This is a genomic window from Novosphingobium sp. GW835-FHT14H07 (assembly GCF_058793515.1).
The window spans coordinates 121,356-134,768 of the sequence record NZ_JBXAFX010000006.1 but is presented as its reverse complement, the minus strand read 5'-3'; the positions used below and the strand labels follow the sequence as shown (position 1 = coordinate 134,768).

At 59.8% G+C, this 13,413-nt stretch carries 14 protein-coding genes; 11 read left to right on the top strand and 3 right to left on the bottom strand.

Going from position 1 to position 13,413, the window contains the following annotated elements:
* The first annotated feature begins 88 nt into the window (after positions 1-88).
* Positions 89-2,644 carry a TonB-dependent receptor gene (locus AC1Q5P_RS07965; protein WP_492518658.1) on the top strand — a complete coding sequence of 852 codons (2,556 nt, stop codon included), beginning with the start codon at positions 89-91 and terminating at the stop codon, positions 2,642-2,644.
* Between the two features lie 21 nt (positions 2,645-2,665).
* On the opposite strand, the gene AC1Q5P_RS07960 is transcribed toward AC1Q5P_RS07965, so the two are convergent.
* A complete protein-coding gene (locus AC1Q5P_RS07960; protein WP_492518657.1) occupies positions 2,666-3,580 on the bottom strand; it encodes a ketopantoate reductase family protein in 915 nt (304 codons plus the stop codon).
* Between the two features lie 134 nt (positions 3,581-3,714).
* Between AC1Q5P_RS07960 and mdlC the strand changes: the two genes are divergently transcribed.
* From mdlC to AC1Q5P_RS07945, 3 genes are read left to right on the top strand one after another with little or no spacing between them, the layout of a single operon-like run.
* Positions 3,715-5,271, top strand: coding sequence for a benzoylformate decarboxylase (mdlC, locus tag AC1Q5P_RS07955; protein WP_039333855.1), 1,557 nt, complete (start codon positions 3,715-3,717; stop codon positions 5,269-5,271).
* Positions 5,220-6,623: an aromatic ring-hydroxylating oxygenase subunit alpha gene (locus AC1Q5P_RS07950; RefSeq protein WP_492518656.1), complete on the top strand. Its 1,404-nt coding sequence runs from the start codon at positions 5,220-5,222 to the stop codon at positions 6,621-6,623. Before mdlC ends, AC1Q5P_RS07950 begins: the two co-directional genes overlap by 52 nt.
* Positions 6,608-7,108, top strand: coding sequence for an aromatic-ring-hydroxylating dioxygenase subunit beta (locus tag AC1Q5P_RS07945; protein ID WP_492518655.1), 501 nt, complete (start codon positions 6,608-6,610; stop codon positions 7,106-7,108). Before AC1Q5P_RS07950 ends, AC1Q5P_RS07945 begins: the two co-directional genes overlap by 16 nt.
* Here AC1Q5P_RS07945 and ald read toward each other — a convergent pair whose 3' ends face one another.
* Complete coding sequence (gene ald, locus AC1Q5P_RS07940) at positions 7,109-8,224, bottom strand: alanine dehydrogenase (protein WP_039333859.1); 1,116 nt, start codon at positions 8,222-8,224, stop codon at positions 7,109-7,111.
* 141 nt (positions 8,225-8,365) lie between these two features.
* On the opposite strand from ald, the gene AC1Q5P_RS07935 reads away from it, so the two are divergent.
* A complete protein-coding gene (locus tag AC1Q5P_RS07935; RefSeq protein ID WP_039333860.1) occupies positions 8,366-8,851 on the top strand; it encodes an Lrp/AsnC family transcriptional regulator in 486 nt (161 codons plus the stop codon).
* Here AC1Q5P_RS07935 and AC1Q5P_RS07930 read toward each other — a convergent pair.
* Positions 8,829-9,512, bottom strand: a complete 684-nt coding sequence (locus AC1Q5P_RS07930; RefSeq protein ID WP_427463366.1) for a TetR/AcrR family transcriptional regulator — start codon at positions 9,510-9,512, stop codon at positions 8,829-8,831. The genes AC1Q5P_RS07935 and AC1Q5P_RS07930 overlap by 23 nt on opposite strands.
* Positions 9,513-9,681: 169 nt before the next feature.
* Here AC1Q5P_RS07930 and AC1Q5P_RS07925 point away from each other — a divergent pair, with 169 nt between their 5' ends.
* The 6 genes from AC1Q5P_RS07925 to AC1Q5P_RS07900 are packed head-to-tail and all read left to right on the top strand — an operon-like array spanning position 9,682 to position 13,408.
* Complete coding sequence (locus tag AC1Q5P_RS07925; protein WP_492518654.1) at positions 9,682-10,848, top strand: amine dehydrogenase large subunit; 1,167 nt, start codon at positions 9,682-9,684, stop codon at positions 10,846-10,848.
* A 1-nt stretch (position 10,849) separates the two neighbouring features.
* The gene (locus AC1Q5P_RS07920) at positions 10,850-11,335 is read left to right on the top strand and encodes a MauE/DoxX family redox-associated membrane protein (RefSeq protein ID WP_492518653.1); all 486 of its coding nucleotides are present in this window, start codon (positions 10,850-10,852) and stop codon (positions 11,333-11,335) included.
* Positions 11,335-11,922, top strand: a complete 588-nt coding sequence (locus AC1Q5P_RS07915) for a thioredoxin fold domain-containing protein (RefSeq protein ID WP_174544573.1) — start codon at positions 11,335-11,337, stop codon at positions 11,920-11,922. The genes AC1Q5P_RS07920 and AC1Q5P_RS07915 overlap by 1 nt, the downstream gene beginning before the upstream one ends.
* 3 nt (positions 11,923-11,925) lie before the next feature.
* Positions 11,926-12,483 (top strand): methylamine dehydrogenase light chain, encoded by a 558-nt coding sequence (locus AC1Q5P_RS07910; protein ID WP_039333863.1) that lies wholly within the window; start codon positions 11,926-11,928, stop codon positions 12,481-12,483.
* The gene (locus AC1Q5P_RS07905) at positions 12,480-12,938 is read left to right on the top strand and encodes a c-type cytochrome (protein ID WP_039333864.1); all 459 of its coding nucleotides are present in this window, start codon (positions 12,480-12,482) and stop codon (positions 12,936-12,938) included. The genes AC1Q5P_RS07910 and AC1Q5P_RS07905 overlap by 4 nt, the downstream gene beginning before the upstream one ends.
* Positions 12,935-13,408 carry a hypothetical protein gene (locus AC1Q5P_RS07900; RefSeq protein ID WP_039333865.1) on the top strand — a complete coding sequence of 158 codons (474 nt, stop codon included), beginning with the start codon at positions 12,935-12,937 and terminating at the stop codon, positions 13,406-13,408. Before AC1Q5P_RS07905 ends, AC1Q5P_RS07900 begins: the two co-directional genes overlap by 4 nt.
* Positions 13,409-13,413 lie beyond the last annotated feature (5 nt).

Here is a 13,413-nt window from a genome sequence, read left to right as displayed (position 1 = left end):
TCGCTTCGTGCAGTATCCTGCTTGACGATAAGGATCGCGGAAGAGCAGCATCGTCGCGCAAAACAGAAACATGAGGGTAAATTCTGCTATGCGCGGGCACACCAAGATCAATCGTCGTACGCAGTTGGCCAAGGTTCTCATGTTGGCGGGGGCGGCAGTTAGTTTCCCGGCGATGGCGCAGGAAGCGCAGACGGATGCTGCGGAATCCGACCCCAACGTCATCATCGTTACCGCGCAAAAGCGCAGCGAGAACCTGCAAAACGTGCCCATTTCGATCCAGGCGCTTGGCACGCAGAAGCTGGAGCAGCTCGGGGTCGCCAGCTTTACCGATTATGCGCAGCAGCTGCCCTCTGTCACGTTCCAGGCACTTGGCGGAACGCCGGGCACGAACGTTGTCTACATGCGCGGTGTGGCCTCGGGCGGCGATGGCAATCACTCTGGCTCACTGCCATCGGTCGGCGTCTATCTCGACGAGCAACCGGTTACCACCATCGGCGGCAACCTTGACGTGCATGTCTATGACATCGCCCGCATCGAAAGCCTCTCGGGTCCGCAGGGCACGCTCTACGGGGCATCGTCCGAGGCGGGGACGATTCGCATCATCACCAACAAGCCCGATACGTCCGGCTTCTACGGCAGCATCGACGGCGAGGTGAACACGGTCCGCAAGGGCGGACAGGGCTACAAGCTCGAAGGCATGATCAACGCGCCGCTGTCCTCCAACGCGGCTTTGCGTGTGGTGGGCTGGTATCAGCGCGATGCCGGCTTCATCGACAATGTGCCCGGCACGCGCACGTTCTGCGGCACGCCGACCTTCGACGACGAAGATAACATCAACGGCTGCATCAAGGATGGCGTCAGCGTCAACAACGCGGCCTTCGTCAAGAAGGACTACAATTACACGGACATCTACGGTGGCCGCGCTGCGCTCAAGGTCGATCTGGACGAAAACTGGACCGTCACACCGCAGTTCATGTACCAGGAAACCAAGAGCCGCGGGTCTTATGGATACGATCCGTCGGTCGGTGATCTTCAGGTGCAGCACTTCTTCCCGGAGTTCCGCAACGACAAGTTCTGGCAGGCTGCGCTGACGATCGAGGGCAAGTTTGGCAACTGGGACGTGACTTACGCAGGCGCGTATCTTGATCGCAAGACCTTCCAGTCAAGCGATTATACCGACTATTCGGAAGCTTACGATTCGCTGTATGAATCCGTTGGCGGCTTGGCCAACTACTTCTATTATCAGGACTCTCTCGGAAACACGATTGATCCTCGGCAGAAGGTTATCGGGAGTGACCACTTCAAGAAGTTGAGCCAGGAGTTCCGCGTAGCCTCGCCCTCGTCGGACCCGTTCCGCTTTGTTGGCGGCCTTTTCTACCAATATCAGTCGAACCTGATTCATCAGGACTACCAGATTGCCAATCTGGGGCCGCTGGTTTCGGTCAACGGCCTTCCGGGCACGCTCTGGCTGACACAGCAGAAGCGCGTCGATCAGGACTACGCGGCGTTTGGTGAATTCAGCCTCGACGTTTCGCCGACGGTGACGCTGACTGCGGGCGGGCGCGCATTCATCTATGATAACACGCTGGTCGGCTTCTTCGGCTTCGGGCGCAATCCTGCCTTCATCCAGGGCGCTGACGACAATCCTCCGCCGAATGCTGCGGGCTCATCGCGGACTGGCGTTGCTGCGTGCTTTACGCAATCAGGGCTGCGACTGCGGGATGCGCAATTAGCCGGCCAATCCAACACCACCTTGCTGCCGCCTGAAGTTGCTGGCAGTCCATGCACCAACCTTGGCGTCTACACCACCGATGGTGTCAAACCAGTCAAGGCTTCCGGGACGGGCGGAACCTACCGCTTCAACGCAACGTGGAAGCCCAATAGCGACGTTCTCGCTTATGCGACTGTCTCGCGAGGCTTCCGCCCGGGTGGCATCAACCGTCGCGGTGATTTCGGGGCCTATCAGCCCGATTACCTGACCAACTACGAGCTTGGCTTCAAGACGACGCTGGCCAACGGACTGCTGCGCTTGAATGGCGCGGTATATCAGCAGGATTGGAAGAACTTCCAGTTTGCCTACCTCGGGCCAAACAGCTTCACGATCATCACCAACGGTCCGAATGCTCGCATTCGCGGCTTTGATCTTGACGCTTCGATCTCCCTCGATCGCCTAAGCATCAATCTTTCAGGCGCTTACACTGACGCGAAGATCAGGAACAACCTTTGCGCTGCAGTCGATCCTACCTTTACCTGCTCTGACCCGGACAACAGCATAAGCGCGCCGGTAGGAACCCGCCTTCCGATTACTCCGCAGTGGAAGATGAGCGGAACCGCTCGCTACACGGTGCCGATGGGCGAGGGCAAGGTCTACGGACAAGTCAACGCGACATACCAAAGTTCCGCAAGCTCGGACCTTCGCGTTGATTTTGCAGCGGCGCAGGGGCGGCTAGAGGGCTTTGGCCAAGTCAATCTTGCGATCGGGGGTGAGTGGTCGAGTTATTCGATCGAAGCCTTTGTACGCAACCTGACCGACGAACGTGGCCAATTGTCGCGCTTCGTTCAGTGCGGCGCCTGCACGCAGCGTCCCTACATCGTGCCTACAACGCCGCGCATGTTCGGGCTGCGGGCCGGCGCAAAGTTCTGACAATGCGCCGCCCGGTCGGGATCAAATCCGGCCGGGCTCGCCCATCCTGACAAGTTCGGCGAGTGCCTCGGTAACCGGGGCGGCAAGTCCTGCTCGTTTTGCTGCTGCAATGATCTGACCGTTGATCGCCTCTATCTCCGTTGTGCGACCTGCCTGTCTGTCTTGTAGCATGGACGGCTTGTGCGCCCGGTGGTTGGTGAGCGCGAAATCGGTCTTGGCCAGGAGGCGGTCCCTATCCATCCGGATGCCCTGTGCGTTCGCCACTGCGATCGTCTCGTCGATTACTGCTGTGGCAACTCTTCGGCCTTCCGGGGAATCGAGGCCACCAACAGGACGTTCGAGGATGGTCGCAAGCGCGTTCAGTGCGGCATTGAAGGCTGCCTTCTCCCAGATTGCTGCAAGCACGAGGGGATCATGCTGCGCCTGCATTGCTGCAGCATTGAGACATTTGACAGCTTCGACTGCCGAGCTTTGTCCACCTGCCGTGAACGATCCAAGCCAGACGTGGCCCGTCCCGTGCGCCGCCACGGCGTTGGGAGGGGACAGGTCCGCTGGCCAGTCTGTCACGCCGACAAGCGTACGGTCTGGCGTGAACACCTCCGAAATGGCCTCGGCATTTCCCAAGCCATTTTGAAGGGTCAATGCACAGCAATGCCCGTCTGCAAGGTGGGCAACGGATTGAATCGCAGCACGACTGTGCATGGCCTTTGTGAAAAGCAGCAACAGATCTGCGTTGGGTGCATCGATTGCCAAGGCAGTGCCTACGTCCACCACGCCGTTGCCGCATTCGTCGTGGAGTTCGACGCCCCTTTTTGCAATCTGCTCGAGGAGGTCCGCATCGATGTCCACCAAGGTGACCATTTTTCCTGCACGGGCCAGACGTCCGGCGAAAAGACATCCCATGGCTCCCGCACCTACCACCACCACTCGTTCCATGTTCCCTCCCAGGCGGGGTGGGCTTACAAAGTGTGCCCAACTCCGTTTCACTTACGGGGGGCAGCAAGATATAACAATTGTGCGCATGCCAATGACGCACCATGCTTTGCACCGGGTGAACCTAGAGGAGCGAGATGCCGACAGTTCGAGAAATTTCGCTAGAGGTGATGCGCGAAGTTGGGATGACTACGGTTTTCGGAAATCCGGGCTCTACCGAATTGCCGATGTTCCGGGATTTTCCGGCAGACTTTCGATATGTGATGGGGCTGCAGGAAAGCATCGTTCTCGGCATGGCCGATGGATATGCACAAGGAACGGGCCGCGCGGCGCTCGTCAATCTCCATAGCTCAGCCGGGGTCGGGCATGCTTTGGGAAACCTGTTTACCGCGTACAAGAACCAGACGCCGCTGGTGGTGACGGCTGGGCAGCAGGCTCGGTCCATACTGCCATATGAGCCATTCCTGTTCGCAGAGCGCGCCAGCGAGTTTCCTCGGCCATTCGTGAAATGGTCGTGCGAGCCGGCGCGCGCGGAAGATGTTCCTGCAGCCCTTCACCGCGCTTGGCTGGTGGCGATGGAGCCACCCCGAGGCCCCACGTTCGTTTCGATCCCGATCGACGACTGGGATCGCGAGTGCGAGCCATTTGTATTACGCAAAGTCCATCCCGCCCGCGCTCCGGACAGCATTGCACTGGCCGAATGCGCCAATGCCCTAGCACGTTCCGATCGCCCTGCGTTCGTTGTCGGAGCAGGTGTTGCGCGCGACGGGGTGTGGGATGAGGTCGTCGCGCTGGCCGAAAGGCACAATGCCGCGGTCTGGGTTGCGCCGATGTCCGCACGGTGCAGCTTTCCCGAAAATCATCCGCTCTTCGCCGGCTTTCTCACGGCGGCCCGCGAAGCCATCGTTTCTGCACTTGCTCCATATGACTTCGTTCTGGCCCTCGGCGGACCCATGAATCTGTATCATGTCGAGGGAGGCGGGCTCCATGTTCCCGAAAGCTGTGAAGTCTGGCTGATCGGCGATAATCATGTGCACGCAGCATGGGCGCCAGCGGGAACGGCAATAGTTGGCAATTGCAGAGATGCGATTGTCTCGCTGCTTGCCGAAGGCGGCGTCGCGCAGCGAACGGCACCCATGTCGCGACTGCACCCTGAACCGCTCGATGGTGCGGTCATGTCGGACGCGTTCGTCCTGCAACGACTTGCGGCCTTGCGTGATCCGCACAGCATTATCGTTGAGGAGGCTCCGTCAAGTCGTGGCGCAATGCATGATCGCTTGCCGATCGTGCACAAGGATACCTTCTACACCACGGCCAGCGGCGGTTTGGGGCATGGCCTACCGGCCGCAGTGGGAATGGCGATGGCGCGTCCTGAAGAGAAGGTGGTTGCCGTACTTGGGGATGGCTCTGCCATGTATGCAATCCAGGGCTTACACGCAGCGGTGCAGCATGGGCTTCCAGTCAGCTTCATCATAATCAAGAACAACCGCTATGAAGCGTTACACCATTTCGGGCATCACTTCGGAATGCAGGAGCTCGTCGGGACCAAGTTTCCGGAACTCGATTTCTGCAAGATTGCCGAAGGCCATGGCTTGACGGCGCGGAGGGCTGTTGACGCAGCCTCGCTTGATGCCGCGCTTTCATGGTCGCTGGCTTCGAAGGATCCCACGCTTGTCGAAGCAATTGTGGCATGACGCTGCGTCTTACAGACCTCATTGACGACAGACCTGATGAAGGCGTGTTCCGCGTGAGCCGTGCGATCTTCGCCGATCAACGCGTTTTCGACGCCGAGATCCGGCGATTGTTCGAGGGCGGCTGGATATTCCTCGGACTGGAAAGCCAGGCGAGCGGGGCACACGACTTTTTCACGACTTTCGCCGGGCGGGTGCCGGTCCTCGTCCAGCGAGATGGTGGGGGCATCCTGCGAGGCTTCATAAACTCCTGTCCTCACAAGGGAGCGCGCCTGGCGCAGGTGCGACAGGGCAACGCGCGCCTGCACGTCTGTCCTTACCACAGCTGGTCGTTCGACAGCGCGGGCAGGAACAAGGCGGTGAAATGGAAGGCGGCCGGGTGCTATTCGGAGGCCTTCGATCAGGACAATCACGGGCTCGTGCCTTTGGCGCAGTTTTCCTCCTATCGCGGTTTCCTGTTTGGTAGTCTGGCGGCAGACGTCCCGCCTCTGGTGGAATACCTTGGCGAGGCCGCCAAGTTGCTCGATCTCGTTGCCGACCAGAGCGCCGATGGCTTGGAGCTTGTACCCGGTCAGGTCACCTTTACCTTCGAGGCCAACTGGAAATTGCAATTGGAGAACTGTTCGGACGCTTATCACTTCACCTCTGCTCACCCGTCCTACATCCGAGTTCTCGAGCAGCGGCAGAAGGAGTTGAGCGCGGACGTCGTCGCTTCGGTCTGGGAAAACAGCGATTACTGGAAGGAGGATACGAAAGGTATCGGCGGTGGCAGTTTCAGCTTCGCCAACGGGCACGTGCTGAACTGGGGCGTGTTTGGCGTGACGCCGGCCATACCCCTGTATGAACGGGCGGAAGCGCTTGCTGCGCAACATGGCGAGGCTAGGCGTGACTGGATGTTCAACATGCGCAACCTCACCATCTTTCCGAACCTACAGATTGCGGAGAATGCTTCAAGCCAGCTGCGCGTGATACGTCCGCTCGGGCCGGGCTTAACGGAAATGCGAACGTGGTGCATCGCGCCGAAAGGGGAGAGCGATGCCGCCAGGCGTCAACGCATTCGCCAGTACGAGGATTTCTTCAATCCCACCGGCATGGCCACGCCCGACGACACGGTATCGTACGAGAACTGCCAGATCGGCTTTGCTGCAGAAATCGAACCTTGGCTACAGGGTTACGCACGAGGGATGACGGCGTCCGCCATAGGGGGAAATCGCTTCTCGGACAGAATTGATCTCTACCCGGAACGCAGTGTTCTGGCTGATTCCCAGCTTTGCGACGAGACGCTGTATCACAGCTACTACCGTGCGTGGGCAAAGCGCATGAGCGCGGAGTTTGCGGAATGGCGCCAGCGATGACGCGAGAGCAAGCCGAAGAACTCCTTTATCTGGAGGCCCTGCTGATCGATACCGGTCGCTTCGACGAATGGATCGACCTGTTTACTGCAGACGTGGAATTCTGGATGCCCGCGTGGCGTGATGAAGTGACGCTTACCGATGACCCGGATCGAGAGTTGTCGCTGATCTACTACAGGGGGCGCCGCAACCTTGAGGATCGAGTCATGCGGCTTACGTCCGGTCTGTCTACCGCTTCTTCGCCTTTGCCGCGCGTGGTTCACCAGGTGACGAACGTTCTGTTGACTGACGCAGGGGACGGATATGCCGAAGTGTGCGCAGCATTTAACTGCCACCGCCATGACGTGCGCATGAACCGGTCGGACTGCTTTTTTGGCCGATACGAGTACCGTCTGGTCATCTCCGACGGGCGGTGGCGGATCGCACGCAAGAAGATCACTCTTCTCAACGACACGATCCCTACCGTGGTTGATATCAACGCCGTCTGATCAGGCGAGGACCTCTCCAACCGGAACGAAGTCGTACCCGAGTTCACGGGCAACGGCTTGATATGTAACCTTGCCTTCGTGAACGTTGAGACCCTCGGCGAGATTGGGGTCGGCCTTCAACGCTGCCATCCAGCCCATGTTCGCAATGCGCAGCGCGTGGGGCAGGGTGACGTTGTTCAGGGCATAAGTGCTGGTGCGTGCCACAGCGCCAGGCATGTTCGCCACGCAATAGTGAACGACGCCATCGACGATGTATGTCGGCTCGGCATGAGTTGTCGCCTTCGAGGTCTCGAAGCACCCGCCTTGATCGATGGCAACGTCCACCAGAACGGCGCCTGGCTTCATGGTCGACAGCATGTCGCGCGTAACGAGCTTCGGCGCGGCTGCTCCGGGGATGAGCACTGCGCCGATGACCAGATCGGCATCGGCAATGAGAGAGGCAAGCGCAGCCTTGCCTGAATAAAGCGTGCGGGCGCGGCCTTCGAAGTGGTTGTCGAGGCGCTCGAGCACGTCCGGGTCACGATCAAGGATCGTTACGTCCGCGCCAAGCCCAACGGCCATTTGCGCCGCGTTGAAGCCGACGACGCCACCGCCGATCACGACGACCTTTCCGGGCAATACGCCGGGTACGCCACCGAGGAGCACGCCGCGTCCGCCATGTGCCTTTTCAAGAGCCGTCGCGCCCGCCTGAATTGCCATGCGGCCTGCAACCTGGCTCATCGGCTTGAGAAGAGGCAGGGTGTTGCCCGTGCCCGTAACCGTCTCGTAGGCGATGGCCGTGACGCCGGACTTTACCAGATCGGCAGTCTGCTCGGGATCCGGAGCGAGGTGGAGATAGGTGTAGAGGATCTGGCCCTTGCGGAGCATTGCCCGCTCGACCGCCTGCGGTTCCTTGACCTTCACGATCATCTCGCAGCCGTCGAAGACGATCTTGGCGTCAGCTTTGATCATCGCACCGGCGGCTTCGTAGTCCGCATCACTGGCCCCAATGCCGTTCCCAGCGCCGGTCTCCACCCACACCTCGTGTCCGTGTGCGGCCAATTCCCGAACGCTTTCCGGCGTCAGGCCGACGCGATATTCGTGATTCTTGATTTCCTTGACGGTGCCGACGCGCATTGAATCGCTCCCAGAAGCAGGTCTATTCAGTGCGGGCAGAGTATCGCGATATGGCCGGCAGTTTTTGCCTAATTTTCGCGTTGAACAGCTTCGTGGTGGTGATATTCTTCGCATAATCGGAGATCAATGGGATATTGTCCTTTGGACCGTGCAGACCTCGCCCTGCTTGAAGCCTTGCAAAACGACTCGTCCTTGTCCGTGTCCGACCTTGCGGAGAAGGTCGCTCTGTCCTCTTCCGCCTGCCATCGTCGCATCAAGGCGCTGGAGCAGAGCGGCGTCATTGCGCGGTATGGCGCAGTATTGGATCCACGTGCACTTGGCCTGTCGGTCGAGGTATTCGTGGAGATCACGCTGACTAGCCAGAGCCGCGAGGCGATGGACCGCTTCGAAAGGTCAGTTTGCGATTTCGACGAAATTCTCGAATGTCATTTGATGTCCGGTGCAGCGGACTACATTCTGCGCGTGGCGGCAAAGGATCTGGAGCAATACGACTGGGTGCACCGCGAGTGCCTTGCTCGCCTGCCCGGTGTTTCTGCGATGAGATCCAGCTTTTCCTTGCGCCGGATAAAGCAGATGCGGGGCTATCCCGTCAGGATTGGCGCAATCAGGAGTGGCCAAGCCCCTTGATTTCGCTTTCGCTTATCGTCTTGACCAGCAGTACAAACGAACGCGCTGCAATACGTTCGATCTGCGGCATCCGGCGTTCGAACGGCTTGCCGTGCCCAGCGAAGATGGTCATTCCCTCCATCGATCCCGAAATGAAGAGAGCCACCGTTTCCCGGCTCGCCTCATCCAGATCGGGACGCATTTCGGCGATGATCTCGAGAAGGGGGGCGCGAGCCCGGACGTAGAGTTCCTGAACGCGTTCCAGAACGAACGTGTCGTGGTTCGACAGCGCCCAAAGTTCCGGAAAGAAATTGGTTGTCTTCTTCGATCGGATGTCGTCCAGGATGAGATTGCAAATCCGGCATAGCCGCTCCTCTGCCGGTACTCCCGGCATGTGCACGATCTCGACAAACTCGAGTTCGTAACTGCGGATCACGGCTTCGAGCAGCTCCCGAACCAGGTCTTCCCGGCTTCTATAATGGTACGTCAGGTTGCCGAACTTCATACCGCTGGCAGCTGCGACTCGGCGCATCGACATAGCCCGATATCCCTCTTCAATCAGGATGGATAGCGCCGTGCGGAGAATGTGTTCGCGAGTTTCATTACCTTTGACGTAGCCGCCTTCTCGCTCCGGCATGACCATGTCCGTCACGTACTTCGGCGCATCATCAGCCTGATTCATCACAATAACCCTTCAACTCAATTCTAACATATCGCCACTTCGGACCCCTGTCACAAAGGATATTTAGGTCACTTGACAGATTTGTTGCTCCTCTGAGACTATGGTTCGCAGCCGATGAGCGGGCTCGGCGGACAAGGGGAGTGCCGGCATGAGAATTGTTGGATTGACCATGGCTTTTACCCTGGCAGCCAGTGTTGCAGCGGGTGCTGCTGCTAACCCCGTAAAAGCCACTTCCCGGTTTCCCGAGCCGCTACCTGAAGAGCCCATTCCTTCGGTCAGAGGCCTGCCAACAGCTTGGCCAGCAGCATGGGTGCTTATCCACGATTTCCATTTCAGCTCGATCGTTGATGGTCGGGTCATGCTCGTGGACACCTCGTCCGAAGACCAGCCCCTGAAAGGCATCGTGCGCGCTGCGCAGTTCGCGAACATGCTCGTCTCCCCTCGGCGCGGAGAGGTCTTGACTGCAGAGACCTTTTACTCGCGCTTGACGCGTGGCGATCGGACAGATGCGATTACCATCTGGGACATGGCCACGCTTCAGCCGAAAGGTGAAATTGTGTTGCCGGGCGGCAAGCGCCAGCAGTCGGTCACCTATCCGCAGCTGTTCCAGTTCACCAATGCGGACAAGTGGGCACTTGTCGCAAATTTCACACCTGCTCAGTCAGTTAGCGTTGTCGATCTCGACTCGCGTAAAGTCCTGGCGGAAGTCGATCTCCCTGGCTGCGCGCAGGTTTATCCCACTGGTGAGCGCGGGTTCTCAAGCTTCTGTGCGGATGGTTCAATCTTGAGCGTGACGCTTGGCGCTGATGGACAGGCCGTGTCGTCGAGGACGATCAAGCAGGTTCAGGATATCGACAATCAGCCGCTGTTCAGCACCCCGGCATGGGTCGGGCGCACAGCATGGTTTGTCAGCTACCGTGGACAGATCAAGGCTTTCGATTTTTCGGGGGATGTTGCGCGCGCGCTCGGCGGATCCTTCAACGTCGGGACCGCAGACGGTGGCGCGCCGGAATGGCGGCCGGGCGGCTGGCAAGTGATCGCAGCCGATGGCGCAGGCAAGCTGTTTGTCCTGATGAGTCCCAATGGCCGCGAGGGAAGCCATAAGGATGGCGGGACGGAAGTCTGGGTTGTCGATACGGCGTCCAAGGCACGCGTGGCTCGCATTCCCCTGCGCGCAGTGGCATCGGCAATTGCGCTGACAAGGGAAAGCAAGCCGCAACTTGTTGTCGCTCGCGGTGACGGGGTCATCGATATTCACGATGCAGCCACCGGCTCATTCGTGCGCTCCCTCGGCACTGCAGGTGGCGCAAATCCCATCTTGATCACGGCGCCCTGATATGGCCCCGGTCATTATCTTTCTCGCCATGCTGCTTGCCGGATCAGCCGTGCACAAGGCAGTCTCTCATCGGCGTCTGGCCATTACCGCAGCACGATTGGTCGGCATGCCGTCGCAGGGTCAACTGTTTCTCATCATCGCCGGCACGTTGGAAGTAGCAGCCGCTGTTTGCCTGTTGGTTGCACCGCTTCAGAAGACCGGTGCGATATTGGGACTGGTCGTATGGTTGGCTTATGCCGCAGCCCTGCTGGCACATCGCGGACAGAGTCTCGACTGCGGTTGCGATCTTGTCGGTCGCGAGAGGCCAGTTGGCTGGCTGACTATCGCTCGTCCCACAGCGCTCGCCATGCTTGTCGCTATCGCTTCCACCCTGCCGGCGGCATCGATCGGAGTTGACGCTCCATTTGCTGCCGCCGGCCTTTTGGCGCTCTATCTCGCTGCTTCGGAACTGCTGGCCATTCCCCTTCCACGCTGGAGGAAATCGTGATGTTGACGTCCCAGATTCTCTTGTGGACCGCTGTGGTCGTGCAGGCTTTGTTGATCGCGGCCCTCGCTCGCCAGGTTGGCATCCTTCACGAACGCATTGCCCCTGCTGGCGCGTTGACGCTGCACCAAAAGGTAGAGGTCGGAGAAGTCGCCAGTCTGATGACCGTCACCACGATCGAGGGCGCAACCATCGAGATTGGTGGCAAGCGGGAAGGGCGCAGCCAATTGCTGTTCTTTGCCTCGCCTGACTGCCCAGTTTGCAAGACCTTGCTACCAGTTGTGCGATCGGCGGCGAGCGCCGAAGCCGATTGGCTTGATGTCGTAATCGCTGGAGATGGAACCAAGGCTGAATACCTGCGGCTCCGCGGCACGCATGGTCTCGAGCGTGTTCCCATTGTCCTTTCCGAAGCGGTCGGCAGGGCATTCGGTGTCTCCAAACTGCCTTATGCGGTCCTGCTGGACGAAAATGGCCGCGTTGCCTCGCTCGGTCTCGTCAACAGCCGCGAGCATCTGGAAAGCCTGTTCGAGGCGAAGGAGCGCGGTGTTGCCTCGATCCAGGAATTTCTCGCACGCCGAAAGGAGGCCTGATCAATGGCTGGCTTCGACAAGTGGACTGAGCGCCTGACCCGCAGCATTGCACGGGGAACATCGCGGCGCAGCACTCTCGCCTGGTTGGGAGCGACGATTACCGGTGCGGCAGTGTTTCCGGTCCTGCCCGTTGCCCGGGCGGCAAGCGGATCATCGCATGCCGATGGCGGCAAGCACGCTCCCATCTCATCCGGCAATCCGCAGGATCCGGGCGATCAGTCTTCGTGCGATTACTGGCGCTACTGCGCGATCGACGGGTTCTTGTGCTCGTGCTGCGGCGGTACTGTCAGCTCCTGCCCTCCCGGCACCGAAATGTCGCCGATTACGTGGATCGGCACGTGCACCAATCCGGCCGACAACCGCGCCTACGTGATCAGCTACAACGATTGCTGCGGCATTTCCTCGTGCGGACAGTGCCTGTGCAACCGTAACGAAGGGGACCGTCCACAAGTCCGCCCGCAATCGAACAACGACTACAATTGGTGCTTGGGCACGGAAAGCAGCATCTACAACTGCTCGACCGCAGTGATCGTCGGCGTAGCGTTGGACGCACCGAAATGAGAGCGCTGGTCGGTCTGATCCCGGTCATGGTGATGGCGGCAGTGGCGCTGCCTGCCACTGCCGCCCCCGATGGCGCGGCAGTGTTCCAGCGCTGCGCTGCGTGCCACACCAAGACTGGTGCGGGCGTGCCGGGTGCCTACCCTCCGCTCGGGGCGGATTTTCGGGCCTTGGCAACCAAGCCGGCAGGGCGCCGCTATCTTGCGCTTGCAGTGCTGCGCGGTCTGTCAGGCCCGATCACGGTCGAGGGAAAACCCTATCGCGGTGTCATGCCCGCTCAAGTGCTGGACGATGCTGCGGTGGCCGCGGTGTTAAACCATATTGGTACGCAGGTCGCAAAGACCGGGCCGAAATTCACGCCGTACAGCGATAGGGAGGTTGCTGCCCATCGCGATTCCGGCGCTTCGCTCTCTGCAGCGGATGTCGCAAGGCTTCATTCGGGAGCCGGCGGGAAATGAAGCGCCTGGCGCTCGCTCTGGTTGCCGTCCTCGCTGCGCTGGCAGCGGGGGCCGGCGTCGAGGCGGGCGAGCCGGTAATGCGTGGCGTCAGCAATCCACAGCAGGCTCGGATCGATTACATACTGAAGTGCCAGGGGTGCCATCGCCCCGATGGCGGCGGCGATGATCGCTCCAATCCGCCGATGAAGAATGTTGTCGCCCGATTTCTACAGGTCCCCGGCGGGCGAGAATTTCTCGGTAGGGTGCCGGGTGTCTCGACCGTCGATCTCGATGACGTGCGTCTGGCAAACCTCCTGAACTGGACACTCTACACTTACGACCCGGCGCACATGCCGGCCGATTTCAGACCATACACGGCTCAGGAAATCGGCAGCCTGCGGCGCCACCCCCTGAGACTGGAAAGAGCGCCGATGAGGGCGCGGCTTGTCGCAGGGTTCGAGCAGGAAAGAACACAAACGCAGTCACCCTGAACTTG

Bases quoted from the DNA above. Each gene is read 5' to 3' on its own strand.
- AC1Q5P_RS07950 (WP_492518656.1), top strand. From the start codon at position 5,220: ATGGTCGCTGGCTTCGAAGGATCCCACGCTTGTCGAAGCAATTGTGGC.
- AC1Q5P_RS07905 (WP_039333864.1), top strand. From the start codon at position 12,480: ATGAGAGCGCTGGTCGGTCTGATCCCGGTCATGGTGATGGCGGCAGTG.
- AC1Q5P_RS07960 (WP_492518657.1), bottom strand. From the start codon at position 3,580: ATGGAACGAGTGGTGGTGGTAGGTGCGGGAGCCATGGGATGTCTTTTC.
- AC1Q5P_RS07925 (WP_492518654.1), top strand. From the start codon at position 9,682: ATGGCTTTTACCCTGGCAGCCAGTGTTGCAGCGGGTGCTGCTGCTAAC.
- AC1Q5P_RS07945 (WP_492518655.1), top strand. From the start codon at position 6,608: ATGGCGCCAGCGATGACGCGAGAGCAAGCCGAAGAACTCCTTTATCTG.
- AC1Q5P_RS07915 (WP_174544573.1), top strand. From the start codon at position 11,335: ATGTTGACGTCCCAGATTCTCTTGTGGACCGCTGTGGTCGTGCAGGCT.
- AC1Q5P_RS07930 (WP_427463366.1), bottom strand. From the start codon at position 9,512: ATGAATCAGGCTGATGATGCGCCGAAGTACGTGACGGACATGGTCATG.
- AC1Q5P_RS07920 (WP_492518653.1), top strand. From the start codon at position 10,850: ATGGCCCCGGTCATTATCTTTCTCGCCATGCTGCTTGCCGGATCAGCC.
- AC1Q5P_RS07965 (WP_492518658.1), top strand. From the start codon at position 89: ATGCGCGGGCACACCAAGATCAATCGTCGTACGCAGTTGGCCAAGGTT.
- mdlC (WP_039333855.1), top strand. From the start codon at position 3,715: ATGCCGACAGTTCGAGAAATTTCGCTAGAGGTGATGCGCGAAGTTGGG.
- ald (WP_039333859.1), bottom strand. From the start codon at position 8,224: ATGCGCGTCGGCACCGTCAAGGAAATCAAGAATCACGAATATCGCGTC.
- AC1Q5P_RS07910 (WP_039333863.1), top strand. From the start codon at position 11,926: ATGGCTGGCTTCGACAAGTGGACTGAGCGCCTGACCCGCAGCATTGCA.
- AC1Q5P_RS07900 (WP_039333865.1), top strand. From the start codon at position 12,935: ATGAAGCGCCTGGCGCTCGCTCTGGTTGCCGTCCTCGCTGCGCTGGCA.